Annotated in this window: 22 protein-coding genes; 10 read left to right on the top strand and 12 right to left on the bottom strand. The window is 29.9% G+C overall.

Translation table 11 applies throughout. The annotated features are described in order from the left end of the window. Nucleotides 1–6: 6 nt before the first annotated feature. The 3 genes from CAMP18497_RS00940 to CAMP18497_RS00930 are packed head-to-tail and all read right to left on the bottom strand — an operon-like array spanning nucleotide 7 to nucleotide 2293. A complete protein-coding gene (locus CAMP18497_RS00940; RefSeq protein ID WP_214099013.1) occupies nucleotides 7–339 on the bottom strand; it encodes a hypothetical protein in 333 nt (110 codons plus the stop codon). A 50-nt stretch (nucleotides 340–389) separates the two neighbouring features. After that, nucleotides 390–722 carry a hypothetical protein gene (locus CAMP18497_RS00935; protein ID WP_039617462.1) on the bottom strand — a complete coding sequence of 111 codons (333 nt, stop codon included), beginning with the start codon at nucleotides 720–722 and terminating at the stop codon, nucleotides 390–392. After that, a complete protein-coding gene (locus tag CAMP18497_RS00930; protein ID WP_047207957.1) occupies nucleotides 719–2293 on the bottom strand; it encodes an ABC-F family ATP-binding cassette domain-containing protein in 1575 nt (524 codons plus the stop codon). The genes CAMP18497_RS00935 and CAMP18497_RS00930 overlap by 4 nt, the downstream gene beginning before the upstream one ends. A gap of 53 nt (nucleotides 2294–2346) precedes the next feature. On the opposite strand from CAMP18497_RS00930, the gene CAMP18497_RS00925 reads away from it, so the two are divergent. Together CAMP18497_RS00925 and CAMP18497_RS00920 are read left to right on the top strand one after the other, a co-directional pair. Further along, nucleotides 2347–3351, top strand: coding sequence for a diguanylate cyclase domain-containing protein (locus CAMP18497_RS00925; RefSeq protein ID WP_337212153.1), 1005 nt, complete (start codon nucleotides 2347–2349; stop codon nucleotides 3349–3351). Nucleotide 3352: 1 nt separating this feature from the next. Beyond that, complete coding sequence (locus CAMP18497_RS00920) at nucleotides 3353–4720, top strand: phosphomannomutase/phosphoglucomutase (RefSeq protein WP_337212152.1); 1368 nt, start codon at nucleotides 3353–3355, stop codon at nucleotides 4718–4720. Here CAMP18497_RS00920 and tilS read toward each other — a convergent pair. Continuing rightward, a complete protein-coding gene (gene tilS / locus CAMP18497_RS00915) occupies nucleotides 4701–5663 on the bottom strand; it encodes a tRNA lysidine(34) synthetase TilS (RefSeq protein ID WP_337212151.1) in 963 nt (320 codons plus the stop codon). The genes CAMP18497_RS00920 and tilS overlap by 20 nt on opposite strands. Next, on the bottom strand, nucleotides 5653–6969 hold the full coding sequence (gene rimO / locus CAMP18497_RS00910; protein WP_337212150.1) for a 30S ribosomal protein S12 methylthiotransferase RimO: 1317 nt from the start codon (nucleotides 6967–6969) through the stop codon (nucleotides 5653–5655). Before rimO ends, tilS begins: the two co-directional genes overlap by 11 nt. A gap of 77 nt (nucleotides 6970–7046) precedes the next feature. On the opposite strand from rimO, the gene prfB reads away from it, so the two are divergent. The 3 genes from prfB to CAMP18497_RS00895 are packed head-to-tail and all read left to right on the top strand — an operon-like array spanning nucleotide 7047 to nucleotide 9692. Further along, nucleotides 7047–8147 carry a peptide chain release factor 2 gene (gene prfB, locus CAMP18497_RS00905; protein ID WP_337212149.1) on the top strand — a complete coding sequence of 367 codons (1101 nt, stop codon included), beginning with the start codon at nucleotides 7047–7049 and terminating at the stop codon, nucleotides 8145–8147. Between the two features lie 19 nt (nucleotides 8148–8166). After that, complete coding sequence (locus tag CAMP18497_RS00900) at nucleotides 8167–9003, top strand: universal stress protein (RefSeq protein ID WP_337212148.1); 837 nt, start codon at nucleotides 8167–8169, stop codon at nucleotides 9001–9003. Continuing rightward, the gene (locus CAMP18497_RS00895) at nucleotides 9003–9692 is read left to right on the top strand and encodes a potassium channel family protein (RefSeq protein ID WP_337212147.1); all 690 of its coding nucleotides are present in this window, start codon (nucleotides 9003–9005) and stop codon (nucleotides 9690–9692) included. The genes CAMP18497_RS00900 and CAMP18497_RS00895 overlap by 1 nt, the downstream gene beginning before the upstream one ends. Nucleotides 9693–9704: 12 nt before the next feature. Here the strand turns inward: CAMP18497_RS00895 and CAMP18497_RS00890 are convergent, their stop codons facing one another. Both CAMP18497_RS00890 and CAMP18497_RS00885 read right to left on the bottom strand, forming a co-directional pair. Next, nucleotides 9705–10307, bottom strand: a complete 603-nt coding sequence (locus CAMP18497_RS00890; protein WP_337212146.1) for a BspA family leucine-rich repeat surface protein — start codon at nucleotides 10305–10307, stop codon at nucleotides 9705–9707. A 127-nt stretch (nucleotides 10308–10434) separates the two neighbouring features. Then, nucleotides 10435–11472, bottom strand: coding sequence for a YeiH family protein (locus tag CAMP18497_RS00885; RefSeq protein WP_337212145.1), 1038 nt, complete (start codon nucleotides 11470–11472; stop codon nucleotides 10435–10437). A 108-nt stretch (nucleotides 11473–11580) separates the two neighbouring features. Between CAMP18497_RS00885 and CAMP18497_RS00880 the strand changes: the two genes are divergently transcribed. Beyond that, nucleotides 11581–12444 (top strand): LysR family transcriptional regulator, encoded by an 864-nt coding sequence (locus CAMP18497_RS00880; RefSeq protein WP_263677418.1) that lies wholly within the window; start codon nucleotides 11581–11583, stop codon nucleotides 12442–12444. Here CAMP18497_RS00880 and murD read toward each other — a convergent pair. Continuing rightward, a complete protein-coding gene (gene murD, locus CAMP18497_RS00875; protein WP_337212144.1) occupies nucleotides 12436–13635 on the bottom strand; it encodes a UDP-N-acetylmuramoyl-L-alanine--D-glutamate ligase in 1200 nt (399 codons plus the stop codon). The genes CAMP18497_RS00880 and murD overlap by 9 nt on opposite strands. Then, the gene (gene mraY / locus CAMP18497_RS00870; RefSeq protein WP_214125069.1) at nucleotides 13635–14693 is read right to left on the bottom strand and encodes a phospho-N-acetylmuramoyl-pentapeptide-transferase; all 1059 of its coding nucleotides are present in this window, start codon (nucleotides 14691–14693) and stop codon (nucleotides 13635–13637) included. The genes murD and mraY overlap by 1 nt, the downstream gene beginning before the upstream one ends. 78 nt (nucleotides 14694–14771) lie before the next feature. On the opposite strand from mraY, the gene gpmI reads away from it, so the two are divergent. After that, nucleotides 14772–16250 carry a 2,3-bisphosphoglycerate-independent phosphoglycerate mutase gene (gene gpmI / locus CAMP18497_RS00865; RefSeq protein ID WP_337212143.1) on the top strand — a complete coding sequence of 493 codons (1479 nt, stop codon included), beginning with the start codon at nucleotides 14772–14774 and terminating at the stop codon, nucleotides 16248–16250. A 14-nt stretch (nucleotides 16251–16264) separates the two neighbouring features. After that, nucleotides 16265–17008: a 3-oxoacyl-ACP reductase FabG gene (gene fabG, locus CAMP18497_RS00860; RefSeq protein WP_337212142.1), complete on the top strand. Its 744-nt coding sequence runs from the start codon at nucleotides 16265–16267 to the stop codon at nucleotides 17006–17008. 8 nt (nucleotides 17009–17016) lie between these two features. Here fabG and acpS read toward each other — a convergent pair whose 3' ends face one another. The 3 genes from acpS to CAMP18497_RS00845 form a co-directional block, all read right to left on the bottom strand. Next, complete coding sequence (gene acpS, locus CAMP18497_RS00855; RefSeq protein WP_337212141.1) at nucleotides 17017–17373, bottom strand: holo-ACP synthase; 357 nt, start codon at nucleotides 17371–17373, stop codon at nucleotides 17017–17019. Continuing rightward, a complete protein-coding gene (gene fliL / locus CAMP18497_RS00850) occupies nucleotides 17373–17918 on the bottom strand; it encodes a flagellar basal body-associated protein FliL (RefSeq protein ID WP_404842191.1) in 546 nt (181 codons plus the stop codon). Before fliL ends, acpS begins: the two co-directional genes overlap by 1 nt. Nucleotides 17919–17982: 64 nt before the next feature. Beyond that, a complete protein-coding gene (locus CAMP18497_RS00845; protein ID WP_214125995.1) occupies nucleotides 17983–18621 on the bottom strand; it encodes a helix-turn-helix transcriptional regulator in 639 nt (212 codons plus the stop codon). 245 nt (nucleotides 18622–18866) lie between these two features. Between CAMP18497_RS00845 and CAMP18497_RS00840 the strand changes: the two genes are divergently transcribed. Then, nucleotides 18867–20291: a catalase gene (locus CAMP18497_RS00840; protein ID WP_337212140.1), complete on the top strand. Its 1425-nt coding sequence runs from the start codon at nucleotides 18867–18869 to the stop codon at nucleotides 20289–20291. A gap of 51 nt (nucleotides 20292–20342) precedes the next feature. Continuing rightward, nucleotides 20343–20813, top strand: a complete 471-nt coding sequence (locus tag CAMP18497_RS00835) for an ankyrin repeat domain-containing protein (RefSeq protein WP_337212139.1) — start codon at nucleotides 20343–20345, stop codon at nucleotides 20811–20813. Nucleotides 20814–20853 lie beyond the last annotated feature (40 nt).

The raw sequence follows: 20853 nt of genomic DNA, 5'->3' as shown, positions 1-20853 counted from the left end.
TCATTTTTATAAAGAACTTAAAAGATCTTTTACCATATCTTTTTGTGGTTCTTGTTTGTCTTCTATATTAGCTTGCATAGGAGTTTCGTTTTGTCCTCTAAAACGATAATTATAAATATTTGACATATTTGAGCTAAAAATTCCTGTGCTAAATTGATCTTGACTCATAGCTTTTGAAAAAAGCTCATCAAGTTTTATACTTTGCTCGTTTAAATTTTCACTATTGTTTTGACTAAGTAAAGACATAAAGTCTTCATTAGCTCCTTGAGTGCTTTTATAGGCACTACTTTGACCATATCCATACTCTTTAACCGATAAATTATCATGGTTAACTTGCATGTTTTCTCCTTTCAAAATATTACAAGGAAAAAACAAGCAAAAATCATTCCTTAATCACCATGAGTTGGGTAGTATTCAGCTTCTATTTCATTGTTTTTAATAAACTCTTCTCTAGCTTTATTACAGCGCTCATCCCTTAGTTTTCTATAGGCATTTCTACTTTCTAATTCTTGAGAAGTTAAAGGGCGATCTTCTAAAAATGAAATGTGAAAATAAGTATCATCTTCTTTGCTGAATTTTTCATAAAATTCAACATAGTCAAAATAATCTTTTTCACTTTGAAAATCAATACTTTCTTCTACATAAATAGTTGGGCCAAAACCTCTGTGATTTTGAGTAAAATGTCCAAAACCAGCTGCATATTTTATCTTAAACGAATTCATTCTAAACCTCCTAAAAATTCGTCATAACTTCCTTTAAAGTCTGTTAATTTCCCATCTTCTAAAAACCATATACGATTAGCAAAAGCGCTAATTAGCTCTCTATCGTGGCTTATGCATATCACACAACCTTTGAAATTATACAAGGCTTCACCTAATGCAATGATACTTTCAAGATCTAAATGATTATCCGGTTCATCCAAAAGCAAGAAATTTCCACGCTCTAACATTAATTTTGAAAGCATTAAGCGGTGTTTTTCACCCCCGCTTAAGCTAGAAGCCATTTTTTCTTGATCACTTCCACTAAAAAGCATTCTACCAAGACATTTGCGAATTTCATCCAAATCTTTGAATTTTTCACTCATTAGCCATTCATAAAGTTTCAAATCTTCATTAATTAAATTCGTTGTATCTTGTGAAAAATATCCCATTTCTATGGTAGCACCAAGGTGGATGTGGCCACTATCGGGTTCTAATTTTGATGCGATGATTTTAGCTAAAGTGCTTTTTCCAACACCATTTGCACCGATTAGGGCTATTTTATCACCTTTTTCTAATTTTAATTCTAAATTTTCAAATAAAGTTTTATCATAAGCCTTGCTAATACCTTTTAATTCTAAAACTTCATTTCCTATTTCTCTATTTGTTCTAAAAACTATACTAGGGTCACGCCTGCTTGAAGTTTTAATCTCTTCAAGCTCAAGTTTTTCTAAAGCTTTAGCTCTGCTTGTAGCTTGTTTGGCTTTTGAAGCATTAGCACTAAAACGACGTATGAAATTTTCTAATTCTTCTCTTTCTTTTAAAGTTTTATCGCGTTTGAGTTCAGCTTGTTTAGCAAGCAAGGTTGAAGCCATATACCAATCATCATAATTTCCAGCAAAATCGCGTATTTGTTTAAAATCCACATCTAAAATTCTTGTACAAACTTTATTTAGAAAATGTCTATCATGGCTAATTACTACTAAAGTTCCCTCATGTCTTAAAAGCTCATTTTCAAGCCAAGAAATAGCTTCTAAGTCAAGGTTGTTTGTAGGCTCATCTAAAAACAACACATCAGCACCTAAAAACAATACTTGTGCTAATAAAACTTTAAATTTATCCGCACTTTGCAAAGTGCTCATGAGAGCATTAAAATCTTTTATATTTAAAGAACTAAGAATTTTTTCACATCTAAGCTCGCAATCATAGTTTGGATCTTCTTCTGCTGTTATGATTTCAAGCTCGCTTAATCTATCATTGATTTCATCGGTAAATTCTTCACTCATATAAAGTTTTTCTTTTTCTTTTAGTGCATCATATAATCTTTTATTTGCACACATTACCGCATCTTTGATAGTGTAGTTTTCAAAAGCAAATTGATCTTGTCCTAATACAGCGATTTTTAAATTTGGATCTATACAAATTTCTCCACTGCTTGATTCTATTTCGCCTGAGAGAATTTTTAAAAAGGTTGATTTTCCTGCGCCATTCGCGCCTATAAGTCCATATCTTTCACCACGGTTTAATTTTAAATTTACATCTTCAAATAAAAGTTGATTTGCAAAACGCATAGTGAGATTTTTTACTTCTACCATTAATATCCTTAAAATATTTTTGCTATAATTTTAACAAAAAAAGGTTTATTATTTTGGATTTTTCGTATTTATTGTTAAAAACATTGCCTAGTATGACTTTGGTTTTTAATATCTTAGCTTTATTTTTAGCTTATTTTTTTAAGCAAAATAAGATTTTTTTCTTACTTTTGTTGATTTTATGTGCTAGAGCTTTATCTTTAGTAGCAAGTGAATATCAAGCGCATTTGTTTATCTCGGTATTTTTGCCTTTTTCTTTTGTGCTTTTTGTGTTTTTACAAGATAGCAAGCTTGTTTTTGAAAGAATTAATCTCATTAAATTTACGTATTTAGCCTTTATGGGTTTTGTAGCGTTAATACTTAGCACAAGTACTAATTTTAATGCAAGCATCACAAGTGAAATTTTTGGTCTTTCAACACAATTTTTTAAGCCTATTAGTGAGTTAAGTTTTTGTGTGTTTTGGGCAGGAATGATATTTTTATTATTTTCGTATTTTAAAAACAATGATTTTCATTTTTTACTAGCTTATATGGGCTTGAGTGTGCAGTTTTTATTTTACAATAGTGTTGATTTGGGTTATTACGAATTTGCTTCTTTAGTGTTGATAGGATTTTTAGCATATAAAGCTTATAAAATAGCCTTTTTTGACACTTTAACCAATTTGCCAAATTTAAAAGCCTTAAGAAGATATGCCCAAGGGCTTGAAAATTTTCATTTAGCCTTGATTGAAATAAAAAATATCAATGAAATTTATCATCAAAAAGGCTCAAAAATAGGCGAGTTTGTAATGTATGAGTTTGCTAGGATTTTAAAAAAAGCTTTACACGCTAGGGTTTTTAAAGATGATAAGGATTATTTTATCATTGTATTTGAAAATGAAAATATAGCTTTTGTTCAAAGTAAGCTTCAAATGCTTGAAAATTTTATGCAAAAATATAGTTTTGAATTGAAAGATCAAAATGCAAAATTAGAAATTAAACTTTGTTTATCAAGCAAAAATGAAAACATAGAAGAAAGTTTAAAACAAGCAAAATTAGAACTTAGAAGACAAAAGGATTAAAATGTTAGATTTGATTTTTAGAGAGTATGATATAAGAGGGCTTTACCCAAGTGAGTTAAATGAAAAAAGTGTAAAAGCCATAGGCTATGCTTTGGGTTTAGAAATGAAAGCAAGGGGTTGTGAGAAAGTAAGCGTAGGCTATGATGCAAGATATAGTGCAAATGAACTTTTTAACTATTTAATTAGCGGTTTAAATAAAGCTAATATGCAAGTTTTCAGTATAGGCTTAGCACCAACTCCTATGGGATATTTTAGCTTATTTTTCGATGATATTTTTGATGCAAACATCATGATAACAGGTTCGCATAATCCAAAAGAATACAATGGCTTTAAAATCACGATTAACAAAGAAAGTTTTTTTGGTGCTGATTTGAAAAAGCTTTCTTTAAAAGTGCAAGAGTATTTAGAACTTGAAATCAATGATGATTTAAGATATGAAAATTATGATGTTAAAAGCTTATATATAGACTTTTTAGCTAAGCATTTTTCACATCTTAAGGGCTATAAAGAAAAAATCATTATTGATTGTGCAAATGGAGCTACTGGAGTGATTATAAAGCCTTTGGTGGAAAAATTAAATCTTAATGCACAAATTTTATTTGAAAATCCTGATGGAAATTTCCCAAATCACGCGCCCGATCCAACAGAGCTTGAAAATTTACACGCATTGCAAGTTGCGTTAAAAGAAAATGAAAATGCAAAAATGGGCTTTGCTTTTGATGGAGATGGAGATCGTTTAGTAGTAGCAAGTAAAGACTATGTATTTAAGGGCGATGAACTTTGCTATTTATTTGCTAAAAATATAAAAAATCCTAGAGTTTTAGGTGAAGTAAAATGCTCTAAAAATCTTTTTGATGAGGTAGCTAAATTTGGTTTTATCATGATGGGTAAGACTGGACATTCTAATATTAAAAAAATGATGAAAGAGCAAAATATCGACATAGCAGCAGAGCTTAGTGGGCATATTTTCTTTAAAGATAGATATTTTGGTTATGATGATGGAATTTATGCATTTTTAAGAACTTTAGAGCTTTTAGTAAATGGTTTTGATATAGAAAAATTAGTTAAAGAATTACCAAAACTTTATGCAAGTGAAGAGATTAAGCTTAAGGTTAGTGAAGAAAATAAATTTCAAATCATAGAAAAATTTAAAGAAAAAGTAAAAGCAAATGCTTTTGAAAATGTGCTTGATTGTAATGAAATTGACGGAGTTAGAATTACCTTTAAAGAAGGCTGGGCGCTTTTGCGTGCTTCTAATACAAGTCCATATCTTATCATGCGTGCTGAAGCTACAAGTGCTGAATTTAAAGACTTTTTAGAAACAAGAGTAAAAGAACTTTTTGAAGAAATCATAAAAGAGCTTGCATAAGTTCTTTTACATCAATATTTTTTGTGTATAAATATGCTCTTAAGAGTTTAGGGATTTTTGCTTTTCTATAAATTTCTTTAAATTCTTTTGGCATTTTCTCATAACTTACAAAAGGAAAAATCAAAACTTTTTCTTGTATGTAAACAATGCCTATTTTATGCGAAATTACTCCATCGCCTTTTAAAGTTTCTTGTCTTTGTTTAGCACTTAAAAGTACTCCAAGTTTTTTAAAACATTTTGCGATTAAACTTTCATCTTTATGAGTAATGTAAATATTTTTAAATTCACAAATATTTTCTTCTTTTAAGTCTTTTTCTAGGTATTTAAAGCTCTTTTTTACTCCATTTGGATAAAGCTTTAAAAACTCATTGGCAAAATTTTTGCGTATGAAATTTCTAAAATATTTTTCATCATCATTACTCTCATCATGAAAATAAGCGATATTGTTATCTTTTAGGTAGTTTGAAATTTCTTCTTTTGGAATTTCAAGCAAGGGTCTTATGATGGTAAAATATTTTCTTTTTTCAATATCTTTAAAACCAAGTAATTCTCTAAGTCCTGCACCTTTGGAAAATTGCATTAAAAACCATTCTAGTTTATCATTTAAATGATGAGCTAGTAAAAGATTATCATAAGAGTGATTTTTGCAAAGCTCTTCAAAAAACTCATAACGCAAAGCTCTTGCGCAAGCTTCGAAATTTTTTGTTATCTTGGGTGCGGTTTTGATGTAAATTTTTTTATGAAAATGCTTGGCTAATTCTTTAGCACTTTGTTCTTCTTTATCACTATTTTTGCGAGTTTTGTAGTTTATAAAAGCAAGGTCAAAATCTATATTTTTTTCTAAAAGCATGAAAAATAAAGCACTAGAATCACTCCCATGAGAAAACGCTAAAAGATTTTTCCCTTGCTTTAAATGATTTAAATATTTACTATCAATCATCAAGCTTTCTTAAGGCTTTTGCAATGAGTTTTTTATCTAAGCTCTGCGTGATTTCACACTCATAAAGCTCACCCATTTCTAAATCTCCGCAATCACTTTCATTGATGAGAATTTCTCCATCTATATCTCTATCCCAACGCAAATCTTTTGCGCCGATGAAAAATTCTCCTTCAGAGCTTTGACCTTCACAAAATGCTAAAGTTTTTTTGCCAACTTGTTGATTAAAGCTTTTTTCTATGCATTCATCGACGATTTTTTCTATCACTTTTAATCTTGCATTGATGATTTTACTAGGAATTTGTTCCATGTCAAAAGCTGCGGTATCTTCTTCTTTAGAATAAGCAAAAACACTAATTCTATCAAAACCAAATTCTTTTATAAAAGCGCATAATTCTTCAAAGTCCTCATCACTCTCTCCAGGGTGCCCTACTATAAAACCTGTGCGTAAAAATGAATTTGGAGCTTGTTTCATTAAATTTAAAAGCTCGATTAATTTAGCTTTATTAGCTCCGCGTTTCATGATTTTAAGCATATTATCACTGATGTGTTGCAAAGGCATATCAAAATAATTTACAAAAACTTTTGATTGAATGATTTTTTTTATCACTTCTTTGCTAATGCTTGTTGGATATAGATATAAAATTCTAGCAGCCTTTACACCTTGGATATTTTCTATAGCCTCAATAAGCTTTAAAAGTCCATCTTTTTGACCTTGATCAAATAAATACGAACTTGTATCTTGAGCGATAAAAGAAAAGTCTTTATAGCCTTTTTTAACAAGCTCTTTTACTTCATTTACAATACTTTCTAAACTTCTTGATTTAAGCTTACCTTTAAAACTTGGTATGGCGCAAAATGAACATTTTTGATTGCACCCTTCAGCTATTTTAATAAAAGCATGATAATTTGATCCTGTGATCACACGATTGGTATTTTTATCTTGCAAGTAAGTAGAATTTGAAAATAGATTAGTTTTTTTAAGTATCATTTCATCAATTTTTTCATAATCTCCCACACCGGTAAAAAGATCAACTTCAGGTAGTTCTTTCATTAATTCCTCGCGGTAGCGTTGCATTAAACAACCTGTTACAACCAGCAACGAGTCCTTTTTTCTTTGCTCGTGTAAGTCTAAAATCGCATTTATGCTTTCTTTTTTAGCACTATCTATAAAGCCACAGGTATTTACAATCAAAACATCAGCTATGCTTGGCTCATCACAAATTTCATAATCATTCAATCTTCCAAGCATGATTTCACTATCAACTAAATTTTTATTACAACCTAAAGACATTAAAAAAAGTTTTGGCATATTTCTCACTTTAAATGTTTTATTTTTTTGCTAAAATTATAAGATTAAATTATATCAAAATTAGAAAGAAAATTTTTATGGATAATTACGAATACGGCGAACTTTTAAAAAAATTAAAAAATAAAGTTGGAAATATCGCTTCTATCATCAAGCCTGAAGAGATAAAAGCAAGATTAAAAGAAATAGAAAATTTAGAAAATTCTCCTTCTTTTTGGAGTGATGTAAAACAAGCAGGAGTGATAGGTAAAGAAAAAACTAAAATTTCAAATTTACTTAAAAATTATGAAAATGCAAATAATGCTTTAAATGATGCAAGTGAGCTTTTTGATCTTGCTAATAGTGAAAATGACTTAGATACTATAGAAGCTTTATTTGAAGATGCAAACAAGCTAGAAGATCTTATTGTAAATCTTGAAATTTCTATGCTTTTAAGTGGGGAAAATGATGGTAAAAACGCTATAGTTTCCATTCATCCAGGAGCGGGCGGAACGGAGAGTAATGACTGGGCTAGTATGCTTTATAGGATGTATTTGAGATTTTGTGAAAGAGAAGGTTTTAAAGTAGAAACACTCGACTTTCAAGAAGGCGAAGAAGCAGGACTTAAAGATGTTAGCTTTTTAGTAAAAGGTGAAAATGCTTATGGGTATTTAAAAGCTGAAAATGGCATTCATCGTTTAGTAAGAACTTCTCCATTTGATAGTGCAGGACGCCGCCATACGAGTTTTTCTAGTGTGATGGTTTCTCCTGAACTTGATGATGATATAGAAATAGAAATTGAAGAAAAAGATATAAGGATTGATTATTATAGAGCAAGCGGGGCAGGTGGACAACATGTTAATAAAACTGAATCAGCAGTGCGTATAACTCATATGCCAAGTGGTATAGTAGTGCAATGTCAAAATGATAGAAGCCAACATAAAAACAAAGCCACAGCTTTTAAAATGCTAAAATCACGCCTTTATGAGCTTGAGCTTATGAAACAACAAGATGAAGCAAATTTAAGTGAAAAAAGTGAGATAGGTTGGGGGCATCAAATCCGCTCTTATGTGCTTTTTCCTTATCAACAAGTTAAAGATACACGCTCAAATGAAGCTTTTTCGCAGGTTGATAATATCTTAGATGGGGATATTAAAAAAATCATAGAAGGTGTTTTAATAGCACAAAAAGCACAAGATTAATACTACAAAAGGATATTAAATGGAAAAAATTCTAGTTTGTGTGGATGTTTTAGAGCCTTGTAGGGAAAGTTTACATTATGGGGTGTATTTAGCTAAAAAGCTAGATTTACCTTTAATGTTTTTATACACTATAGAACCAAATTTTACTAATGCTGAATTAGCTTGTAGTTTTGGCATAGGTGCTAGTGGGTGTGTGATTGAAGATTTGGTAGAAGAGCAAAGTCAAAAAAATGAAAATCTTTGCAAAAAAGGGCAAAGAATTTTAGAAGAATTTTGTGCTTACGCAAAAGAACAAGGCGTAAAAGAATGCTTTAGTGTGCAAAGAGATGGAGATTTAGAAGAGGTTTTAAAAGAATACAATGATCAAATAAGATTAGCCATAGCAGGTTTAAAAGGCGGAGGTAAGAAAAATAAAATAGGCATTCACACAGAAGAATTAGTAAGAGCTTTAAATGTGCCTATTTTGCTTGTAAATTCTGCTTTTAAAGAGATTAAAAGTGTGATGATGGCTTATGATGGGAGTAATTTAGCTAAAAAGGCTATAGAGCAAGCCATTAAAAGACCTATTTTTAAAGAAGCAAAGCGTTATGTGGTAAATGTATCTAAAGATGAAAAAGCTTCTTGTGAGTTATTAGCTCAAGTAAGTCAAATTTTTAAAGAAGCAAATTTAAATGTACAAACTCAGCATTTAAGTGGAGAGATTATTCAAGCTTTATTTGATTTTGGTGAGCAAAATGATATAGATTTATTGATTATGGGGGCTTATTCACATCATTGGTTAAAAAGTATTTTATTTGGTAGTTTGACAAATGATATTTTAACTAAGGCTAAAAAACCTTTGTTGCTGATTCGCTAATGTTGCACCATAGACTTTTAAATCACTATATTAGCATTTATCATAAAAGCACCAAACAATTTCTTTTTGTTTGGACTTTGCTTGCTGTGGTGCCTTTGTTTTGTAGTTTTTTATTTGATGAGCTTGCTATTTATGCAACAGGTAAAATTACTTCTGAAATTTTATTTTTAATTTTAAATATTATTCCTATTATGGTGGCTATAGCATTGATGATGTTTTTGCTTATTAGTATTTGGGCTGCTTTTAGTAGTAAGATTAATATTAAAGAAAAATTTTTTATTATTTTATATGCTTATGTTTTGATATGGTTTGCGTATGGGAATTTGTATTATTTTTCTTGTGATGTAGATAATTATAATAGAATGTTAATAGCTACTCAAAAAAATGAAAATTTAGATATTGTGGATTTGCAAGAAAAAGTTATAGAGGTGCAGTTTCAAACCCCTATAAGAGGAATTCATAATTTTTGGTCTTTAGATGATGACTTAAAACCTCAAATTCAAAATAGAATAAAAGGTTTGGTTGATTGTTATTATTTTAGTGGAGTTACTATGCTAACGATAGGCTTTGGCGATGTAACACCTGTTAGTTCTTTGTTAAGATTATTTAGTGTATTTCAAGGATTTTTAGGGCAGGTTATTGTTGTGATTGCTATGGGGCTTTGGATTAACCAAGCAGGTAAGCAATAGCTTACCTTGTGATTAATGTTTTATAGCATATTTATTTTGTATTTCTTCATGTCCTAGTATTTTTTGAACATTGCAGTTTTTGTCAATATCTAATTTTTTAACATCATGATGAAAATTAGTACAATTGTGCAATAAAAACGCCATTGTTTTAGCATTGTGTACATCCCATCTTGATAAATCTTGATCAAATTGTTTGCAGTTTTCAAACATATGTGCCATTGTAATGGCATTATGCACATCCCAATTTTCTACTTTATGATTAAATTTAAGACAATTACAAAACATATACTTGGTATCTTTAACATTTGACATATTCCAAGAAGATAAGTCTTGATCAAAAGATTCACAATCAAAAAACATTCCTTCCATGTTTTCAACATTTCTAACATTCCATTTAGAAATATCATGATTAAAGCTTTTGCAGCAATAAAACATATAAGACATATCTTTAACATTTGATACATCCCATTTTTCTATACCATTAAAATTAGTCCTAGTAGAATAGTAGAATAAATAAGACATATCCGTGATTAAGCTTACATCGATTTCATCTAAGGCAATAAGCTCTTCTCTAACAAGAGCAACTAATTCACATTTTGTTTTAGGCGTAAACATGTTAGCTCCTTTTTTTGGTATTTATTTCATCTCAATTATAATACTATTTAAATATAAAGTAGTAAAAAATAAATATTAAATTAATAAAAAATATAAAATACTATAATATGTTTCATAATGAAACATATTATAAATTTAATAGGAAAATTAAGTTAATTGATATAAAGATTAACCATATAAAAAGCAAAAATGCCATCAAAAATGGTTTAAAACCTGCATTTTTTAAAACATTTTTATGGATATTAACTCCCAAAGCTACCATAGCCATAGAAAGTAAAAGTGTGTCTATGGTTTGTATGCTTGATTTTATATAGTTAAGTGCAAAATTGGTATTTAATATTTCAAGTGAGCTAATACCACATGCAAATAAAAACCATAAGGCAAAATAAGGAATATTTGATTTAATGGAAATTTTTTCATTATTTTTGTTTAGAAATTTCAATGAAAAAAGACTTAGAAAAATTAAAAAAGGCACTAGCATTAAAACACGCATCATTTTTTCTATGACAGCACCATCTCCTGCTTGCACAGCTTCACCTGCTGCAACGGCATGTGCAACTTCATGCAAGCTTGCTCCCATGAAATACCCCATTTGCTTTAAACTAAAAAAATCAAACCAGCCTAAATTCCAAGCCAAAGGATATAAAAACATCCCCAAAGTTCCAAACACAACCACAGTGCAAACTGCCACGCCAACTTTAGCAGAGCCACCTTTAACAACGCTCTCACTTGCCATCACAGCAGCTGCTCCACAAATGCTTGAGCCGCTACTTATAAGTATGCTTTCTTTAAGATCAAGTTTAAATAATTTTCCTAATAAAAGCCCTATAAAAAAGGTAGAAAACACTACTAAAAATGCTAGTAAAATTCCATTTAATCCAACTTTTTCTAAATCATTAAAAGTAATTCTAAAGCCATAAAGTATAATCCCAAGTCTTAAAATTTCTTTTGTTGCTATGTTTAAAACTCCTGATTTTTTGAGTAAATTTGCATTTTGATGAGCTAAATTTCCTATTAAAGCTCCCAAAATTACAGCTATGATTAAAGCTGAAATTCCAAGATTTTTAAAAAAATTAAGCTCAGAAATAGCAAAAGCACAAAAAGCAAGAGTAAAAAGCAGTAAAAAAGCTTCAAATTTTCTATTTTTATATATATTTTTATGCATGAATTTTTCCTTTTTTTTGTTTTTTTGTAATCTTAATGATTTTTTTATGATAAGTAAAATTAATTTTATTTGATATAATGATTAAAAATATTTATCAAAAGAGTACTTATGACTTTTAAACAAATAAAATATTTTCAAGCTTTGTGTAGAAATTTAAATTTAAGAGCTTGTGCTAAAGAATTAAGTATAACTCAATCTGCTTTGTCTTTAGCTATATTTGAACTTGAAAAAAGTTTAAACACCAAGCTTTTTGATAGAAATGCTAAATTTTTAAGCTTAAATGAAAAAGGAAAGGTTTTTTTAAAACAAATCACTCCTTTGATTTTAGAATTTGAGCGCATAGAAAAAGCAATGCAAGATGATCAAAGCTATGAAATAAGTATGAAAGTTAGCCAAAATGTAGGCACTTATTTACTAGGATCTTTTTTAGATCAAAAGGCAGAAAATATCAAGTTAAATTTGTCTTTGGATAATAGTCAAAATATTATCAAAGATATTTTAGATAAAGAAATAGATATAGGTTTGATTGAAGGAATTTGCAAAGATAAGGATATAAAAAAGATTAAAATTTGTGATGATGAGCTTATTGTGGTGAGTAAAAATGACTTCAAAAAAGAATTTTTCATAGATGAGTTAAAGGATTTTAAATGGTTAAGTCGTGAGCAAGGTTCAGGTGCAAAAGAAGTGTTTTTAAATGCTTTGCCTAAAGATATAAAGCTTAATTTAGCTTATGAGCTAAACTCAACTGCTATGATAAAAGAGTTGGTTAAAAAAGGTAAATTTTTAGCAGTTTTACCCAAATTTAGCGTTAAAGAAGAACTTGAAACTAAAAGCTTATTTGAAGTGAGATTAAAAAATTTTAAAATTTCAAGAGAGCTTTGCTTGATTTATCATAAAAATAAAGAACCAAGCAAGAAATTTATAAATTTATGTGAGTTTTTAAAACTTTGCGTTCAAAAAGATTTAGCTTAATTCTTGAATACATTTTTTAAAAAGCTCCCCTCTTTCTTCATAAGACTTAAACTGATCTAAGCTCGCACAAGCAGGGCTTAGCAGGGCTACTTCATCATTAGTTAAGTTTTGATTGATTTTTTCTACTGCTTTAGGTAAAAACTCACAAAAATGTGCTTTTAAATTAGCATTTTTAGCATATTCAAGCATTTTATTAGTGCTTTTTCCTATGGCATAAAGCTCTATATCAAGCTCTTTCATAAAAGCAAATAAAGCACTTAAATCCACTCCCTTATCATCCCCACCTATGATAAGATGAATTTTTTTATCCTTATAGCGTTTAAGAGCAGCTAAACTAGCATCCAAATTAGTTGCTTTAGTATCATTTACCCAAAGTCTATTTTTATGATCAAATATTTCTTCAAGTTTATTTTTTTCTATTTTAAACTCATTTAAAAGCTCGTAAGAGCAACGATCTAGTATGATTTTTTCTATACTTAAGGCAATAAGTGCATCAAGTAAAAATGGAGTTTTAAAATGAATTTTTTCTAAGTCAATTTGCATTTTTTTAGCTAAATCTTGCTCATCTTCATAGCTTATAACATAAGCATGAGTCAGATAAGCCTCATATTTTTTAGGCAAAATCACCACATCATTTTCATTCATTCTATCAAGCACGCTAAGCTTTGCTCGCTCGTAATTTTCAAAGCTTTTATGCCAAGAAAGATGATCAGGTGTGATAGGTAAAAGCGCATAAATTTCAGGTTTAGCTACTTTGGTGTAAAAAAGTGAAAAAGATGAGCTTTCTAAAATCCATAATTTAGCATTAGCGTCCATTTGTGCTAAAGGAGTTCCTATATTTGCTCCCATTTGTGCGTTAATGTGTTTTAAGAGATGATGTGTCATTTGAGTGGTGGTGGTTTTGCCATTTGTTCCGCTTATCCAAACACTTTTTGGCATACCATCATAAAAAAAATCATACTCACTACTTAAATTTCTTGCTTGCTGTATGAGAAGATGATCACTTGGAAAACCAGGGCTTGGAATTTCTAAGTCACTTTTTAAAGGATCAAATTCACAAGGCGGTAAAAGTGTATTGTTAAATTCATCCTTACTTATATTTGTAAAATGATCATCATAAATATCGCAATTTCCAAAACGCTGTGCAAAAGCTTTAGTTGTTTTTCCGTATCCAAAAAGTGAAATTTTCATTATCTTAACTTTATACTAATTAATGCAATGATATTTGCAAGTAAGGCTATCATCCAAAAACGCACGATGATTTTATTTTCCACCCAACCTATTTTTTCAAAATGATGATGAATAGGTGCCATTTTAAATACTCTTTTGTTAAAGATTTTAAAACTTCCTACTTGTAAAATCACTGAAATAGTTTCTAAAACAAATACAAAACCTATCAGTAAAAGTAAAATTTCATTTTTACTTACTATGCCAAGATAGCCTAAAAACGCCCCTATACTTAAACTCCCGCTATCTCCCATAAAAACTTGTGCAGGATAGCAGTTATACCACAAAAATCCCATAAGCGCGCCAACTAAAGCTGAGCTTAGTACCACAAGTTCTCCTAGACCTTGAATTTTAGGTAAAAATAAATAAGAACTATAAATAGCATTTCCACTTAAATATAAAAAAGCACCAAGGCTTAAAAGAGAAAATATAGAAGGCACGGTTGCAAGACCATCAAGCCCATCAGTTAAATTCACAGCATTAGAGCTTGATACAATGACTAAAATCCATAAAAACAACATAAACATACCACCATCAAATATAGCATGTTTGTAAAAAGGTAAATAAAATTCAGTATTTATATCAAATAAATATAATAATCCAACACAGATAAAAGCAGCGCTAAATTGTCCTAGAAGCTTCATTTTTGGGCTTAGCCCTGCATGATTGTCTTTTTTTAAAATTTTACCCAAATCATCCACTAAGCCTATAGTGCAAAATAATACCAAACATAATAATCCAACAATTACAAAACTATTATTTAAATCAGCGCTTAAAACACTTGCTATGATAGTAGCAAAGATAAAAACAAGCCCACCCATAGTAGGGGTATGAGATTTAGCTTGGTGTGATTGTGGAGCGTATTCATAAATAGGTTGATTTGCTTTTTTATTTTGAGCCCATTTGATAAATTTTGGCATTAAATACAAACTCAAAAACAAAGCGATAAAAAATGCAAAACCAGCACGCACGCTAATATAAGAAAAAAACATATAATTTGTATATTCTGTAAGATAAAGCAAAATTTTAACCTTATATTTGTTTTTTAAAAGCATAATTTTAGTAAAATCACATAAATAAATTATAAAAAAGAGTAAAAAATGAGTCAAAAATGTATTTTGATAATTACAGATGGTATAGGACATAATACAAATTCAAACTATAATGCTTTTTTTCATGCTAAAAAGCCAACTTATGATAAGCTTTTTGAAAATACTCCTAATGTTTTAATAAAAACAAGCGGTTTGGCAGTTGGTTTGCCTGAAGGTCAAATGGGTAATAGCGAAGTAGGGCATATGTGTATAGGTAGTGGGCGCATAATCTATCAAAATTTAGTCAAGATAAATAAAGCCATAGAAAATGACACTTTAAAAGACAATAAGGCTTTAAAAGATTTATTACAAAAATGCAAAAGAGTACATATTATAGGGCTTTATAGTGATGGCGGGGTGCATTCTATGCATACACATTTTAATGCACTTTTAAAAATTTGTAAGCAAGAAAATAAAGAAGTTTTTGCACATGCAATTAGCGATGGCAGGGATTGTCCTCCAAATTCAGGTTTAGAATTTATAAAATCTTTACAGGAATTTTGCGAAAAAGAAAGGGTTAATTTTGCTTCTTTATCGGGAAGATTTTATGCTATGGATAGAGATAAGCGCTATGATAGGGTTAAGTCTTATTATGATGCTTTATTTGCTAAGGCGCCAAAGTGTGATGATTTTGTGCAATTTATACAAAAAAGCTATGATGAAAATATCACAGATGAGTTTTTAAGCCCAGTTGTTAGTCAACACTTTGATGGAATTAAGGCTGAAGATGGTGTGATTTTTATCAATTTTAGAAATGATAGAATGCGTCAATTAGTTGCTTCTTTAACTCAAGAAAGCTTTAATGAATTTTCAAAAGAAGCACTTGTAAAAAATGCCATTACTATGAGTTTGTATGATGAGAGTTTTAAACTGCCTGTGATGTTTGAAAAAGAAGAATTAAATAATACCTTAGCTTCTGTGATAGCTAATGCAAATTTAAGCCAACTTCACACAGCTGAGACAGAAAAATATGCTCATGTAACCTTTTTCTTTAATGGAGGAAAAGAAGAATTAGAGTGTAATGAAACAAGAGTTTTAATCCCAAGTCCTAAGGTAAAAACATATGATGAAAAACCTCAAATGAGTGCTAAAGAAGTCACAGATGAGGTGCTTAAGGGTATAGAAAATGGCATAGATTTTATCGTAGTAAATTTTGCAAATGGTGATATGGTAGGACATACGGGTGATTTTAATGCTGCAATTAGTGCGGTTGAATGTGTGGATGAGTGTTTAGGTAGGGTTATTGCTAAAGCAAGAGAGCATGATTATGCTTTTATTATTACTTCAGATCATGGAAACTGTGAAGCGATGAGGGATGAAAATGAAAATATGCTTACTAACCACACAACCTTTGATGTTTTTGTTTTTGTAGAAGCTAAAAGAGTAGATAAACTCAAAGAGGGCATGGGGCTTAGTAATATAGCGCCAAGCGTGCTTAAAATTTTAAACTTACCTATTCCAAAAGAAATGGATGAGGCTTTATTTTAATTTAAAGGAGAACAATGAAATTTAGTGGAAAAAATGTTTTAATAACAGGTGCAAGTAAAGGTATAGGTGCAGCAATAGCCAAAGAATTAGCAAGTTATGGTTTAAAAGTTTGGATTAATTATAGAAGCAAGCCTGAGCTTGCTGATGCGCTAAAAGAAGAGATAGAAAAAAGTGGCGGTACTGCAGCTGTGATTAAATTTGATGCAAGCATTGAAGAAGAATTTACAAGCGCTATTGCAACTATAGTAGAAAGTGATGGTGAGCTTAGTTATTTAGTTAATAATGCGGGTATTACTAATGATAAATTAGCGCTGAGAATGAGCATGGATGATTTTTCTTCAGTGATTAATGCTAATTTAAATTCAAGCTTTTTAGGTTGTAGAGAGGCATTAAAAACTATGAGTAAAAAGCGTTTTGGTGCGGTTGTTAATATCGCTTCTATAGTTGGAGAAATGGGAAATGCAGGTCAAACTAATTATAGTGCTAGCAAAGGTGGTATGATAGCATTAACAAAATCTTTTGCTAAAGAAGGTGCTGCAAGAAATATAAGATATAACTGCATTACCCCAGGTTTCATAAAAAGTGATATGACTGAAGTTTTAAGTGATGAAATAAAACAAAATTATATTAATAATATCCCTTTAAAACGCTTTGCAGATGCAAGCGAGGTAGCTCAAGCTGTGGCGTTTTTATTAAGCGATCATTCTTCTTATATCACAGGGGAAATTTTAAAAGTCAACGGTGGGCTTTATATGTAAGCAAGGTTTTAACCTTGCTTAGCTTCTATAGCTACTACTGCTATAGCAAAACCCCCATCATGTGCTACGCTTACACTTGCTGATTTGATTTTAAATTCTTGTATGACTTTTTGGGAAAAACTAATATGTGGAGCATTTTTATCATCCTTAGAGATGATGATGTCAAAAAAAGAACATTCTTTAGAAATTCCAACCCCTAAAGCCTTAGAAGCAGCTTCTTTAATAGCCCAAAATCCTGCTAGAGTGTTGGTATTTTTTATATAACTTTGCTCTTGCTTGGATAAAAATTTATCCAAGAAAAGCGTTTTATGTCTTTCATAAATTTTTTCTATGCGAGAGCATACGACTATGTCACAGCCTATCATTAAGATACTACAAAGTCAGTAAAATAAATATTTTTGATAAAACCATCGGTTAAAACCTCATTGATTTTACCGGTTAATTCATCTTTTAATCTTTCTTTACCCTTTGTGGTGCTTACTTCTTCAAAGGTTTTTGAAGTTAAAGTTCTAATGATAATATCTCTAATAATAGCAACTTTTTTATCAAGCTCAGGAGTTAGAGTTTCAACATTTTGTTCAAGTTGAATGGTGCATTTTACATATCTTGATCCACCATCACTTAATAAATTTAGTGTAAAAGGTGCTAAAGGATACATCACGCCGATATTTGCATAATCACTCCCTCTAGCTGCTACAGCATTTGTTTTTTTAGGAGCTTGTGCAACTTGTGCGCTTTCTTCAGCTTGCGGAGCAGGATTTTCTTCAGAACCACCGCTAAACATTAAATAAGCAATCGCTCCTACAATTACAAGCAAAAATACAAATAAAAATACAACGATAATAATTACTAAAGTATTGCCACCTTTTTTCTTTGATTCGCCTTGTTCATCCATCATATCATCAGCCATATTTTTCCTTTTATAAAATTTAAAGTGTTATTGTATCAAAAATTATAATTTTTTTAAATTATGATTATTTAATCTTTTGTAAATGTCTATAAACACTAGGTTCTGAAATGCTCAAAAGCTCAGCAACCTTAGGAATAACACCCTTTACATTAAATACGCCTTTTTCGTATAAACTAGCTATCATTTTTTGCTTTTCTTTTGGTTTTAAGCTTTTACTTTTAAAACTTTCAATATCCATACCCGTAATATCTTCAACAATTTCTTCTAAATCAAGTTTTATATATTCTTTGTTTTCTTGCTCAGGACTTTCATAAGAATTATCATAAATATTTCCAAGATTTAAAATTTCATCAGAGATTTTTTTAAACGCTGAAGTATCATGATTAATACAAAGCAAACCCTCAAGTTTTTCATCTTTTTTGATAAAAAAAGTAGAGCCTGACATTACTTGTGAGCTTTTAGCTGAGGTTTTATAATGTGTTATATAATCACGCTCTAAATAGATTTTATTTTTAATCATTTCAATAGCAAAACCAGTTAGGGGTGAATTTATAGTTCTTTTGCTAATATGGTTATTAGCAATTTCTGCTATATTAGCTCCATCTTCACTTACATCGTGCAAGACTATTTCATAATTTCTACCCAAGGCTTCTGCGAGAAATTTAACTAATTTAATATAATAAGTTCTTGTTTCCTTATCCATAAGCTCTCCTTTTTTTTATTAATTTTGTAGTAAAAATATTTAAAATAAGAATGCTTATTCTTATTTTTTAACAATTTTAATACAAAATAAAAATAATTATGCTTAAAAAAAGATTATTTTTTTAAAAATAAGAATTTTATAATCATTTTTTAAATAATGATAATTTTTATCGTTTAATTTTATTTTAATAATATAGGGATATAATTTATCAAATAATAAAAATTATTATTTAAAAAGGAGACACAATGAAAAAACTAACAAATGATTTTGGAAATATCATAGCCGATAATCAAAATTCATTAAGCGCGGGTGCTAAAGGTCCGCTTTTAATGCAAGATTATATTTTACTTGAAAAACTTGCTCATCAAAATAGAGAAAGAATTCCAGAAAGAACTGTTCACGCAAAAGGAAGTGGTGCTTATGGAGAACTTAAAATTACTAAAGATATTTCTCAATACACTAAAGCAAAAGTTTTACAGCTTGGAGAAAGCACACCTTTATTTATAAGATTTTCAACCGTTGCAGGCGAAGCAGGTGCTGCTGATGCAGAAAGAGATGTAAGGGGTTTTGCTATTAAATTTTATACTAAAGAAGGAAATTGGGATTTAGTAGGTAATAATACTCCGACATTTTTTATAAGAGATGCATATAAATTTCCTGATTTTATCCATACTCAAAAAAGAGATCCAAGAACTCATTTAAGAAGTAATAATGCTGCATGGGATTTTTGGAGCCTTTGTCCTGAAAGCTTACACCAAGTTACTATTTTAATGAGCGATAGAGGAATTCCTGCAAGTTATCGTCATATGCATGGTTTTGGAAGTCACACTTATAGTTTGATTAATGATAAAAATGAAAGATTTTGGGTGAAATTTCATTTTAAAACCAAGCAAGGCATTAAAAATTTAACTAACGAGGAAGCGGCAAATTTAATAGCAAATGATAGAGAAAGTCATCAAAGAGATTTATATGAAGCTATTGAAAAAGGAGATTTTCCAAAATGGACTTTCCAAATTCAAGTTTTAAAAGAAGGTGAAGCAGAAAAATTAGGTTTTAATCCTTTTGATTTAACTAAAGTTTGGCCACATAGTATTGTGCCTTTAATTGAAGTAGGCGAATTAGTACTTAATAAAAATGTGCAAAATTACTTTAATGAAGTAGAACAAGCTGCATTTAGCCCAAGCAATATTGTTCCTGGTATCGGTTTTAGTCCTGATAAAATGTTACAAGCTAGAATCTTTTCTTATCCTGATGCACACAGATACCGCATAGGGACAAATTATCATTTATTGCCAGTTAATCGTGCAAAAAGTGAAGTAAATACTTATAATATAGCAGGAGCTATGAATTTTGACACTTATAAAAATGGCCTTGCTTATTATGAGCCAAATAGTTATGATGATAGCCCAAAAGAAGATAAAAGCTATCTTGAGCCTGACTTAGCACTTGAAGGTAGCGCGCAAAGATATGCTCCACTTGATGATGATTTTTATACTCAACCAAGAGCTTTATTTAATATAATGAATCAAGAACAAAAAGAGCAATTATTTAAAAATATCGCTGCTTCTATGAGTGGAGTTGATGAAAAAATCATACAAAGAGCATTAAGTCATTTTGAAAAAATTTCAAGTGAATATGCAAATGGTATTAAAAAAGCCTTGAAAATGTAATTTTTACTTGCCACTTTAAAGTGGCAAACTAAAGATTATAAAAGGAAAAATATGTTTAGCAATGAAGAAGAAAAAAGAATTCAAGAACTTTGTGCTATGGCTTTTGATTACGCAAGAAAAAATGATTTGCAAAATTTAAAGATTATGATAGAAGCAGGTTTGAGCGTGAATTTAAAAAATCACAAAGGCGATAGTCTTTTAATGCTTGCAAGTTATCATAATGCTTATGAATGTGCTAAGTTTTTACTAGAAAATAATGCTAGGGTAGATGAGAAAAATGATAGAGGACAAACTCCATTAGCAGGGGTGTGTTTTAAAGGATATTTACCTATGTGTAAGCTTTTGGTAGAATATGGAGCAAATATTGATGAAAATAATGGTCTTGGTATGACACCTTTTACTTTTGCACTAATGTTTGGGCATAGAGATATAGTAGAGTTTTTAACAAAGCATTCTAAAAAAAGTTTTCTTAAAAAAATAGCTTTTGCTGTGTTGAAAATTTTTAAAAGAAAGAAAAGTTAAACTCTTTGAAAAAATAAAAATTATAAAATTATCCTTTTAT

The organism is Campylobacter sp. W0066.1, assembly GCF_024723635.1.
GTDB classification, from domain to species: Bacteria; Campylobacterota; Campylobacteria; order Campylobacterales; family Campylobacteraceae; genus Campylobacter_D; species Campylobacter_D lari_C.
This window is presented reverse-complemented; position numbering and strand designations above follow the sequence as displayed.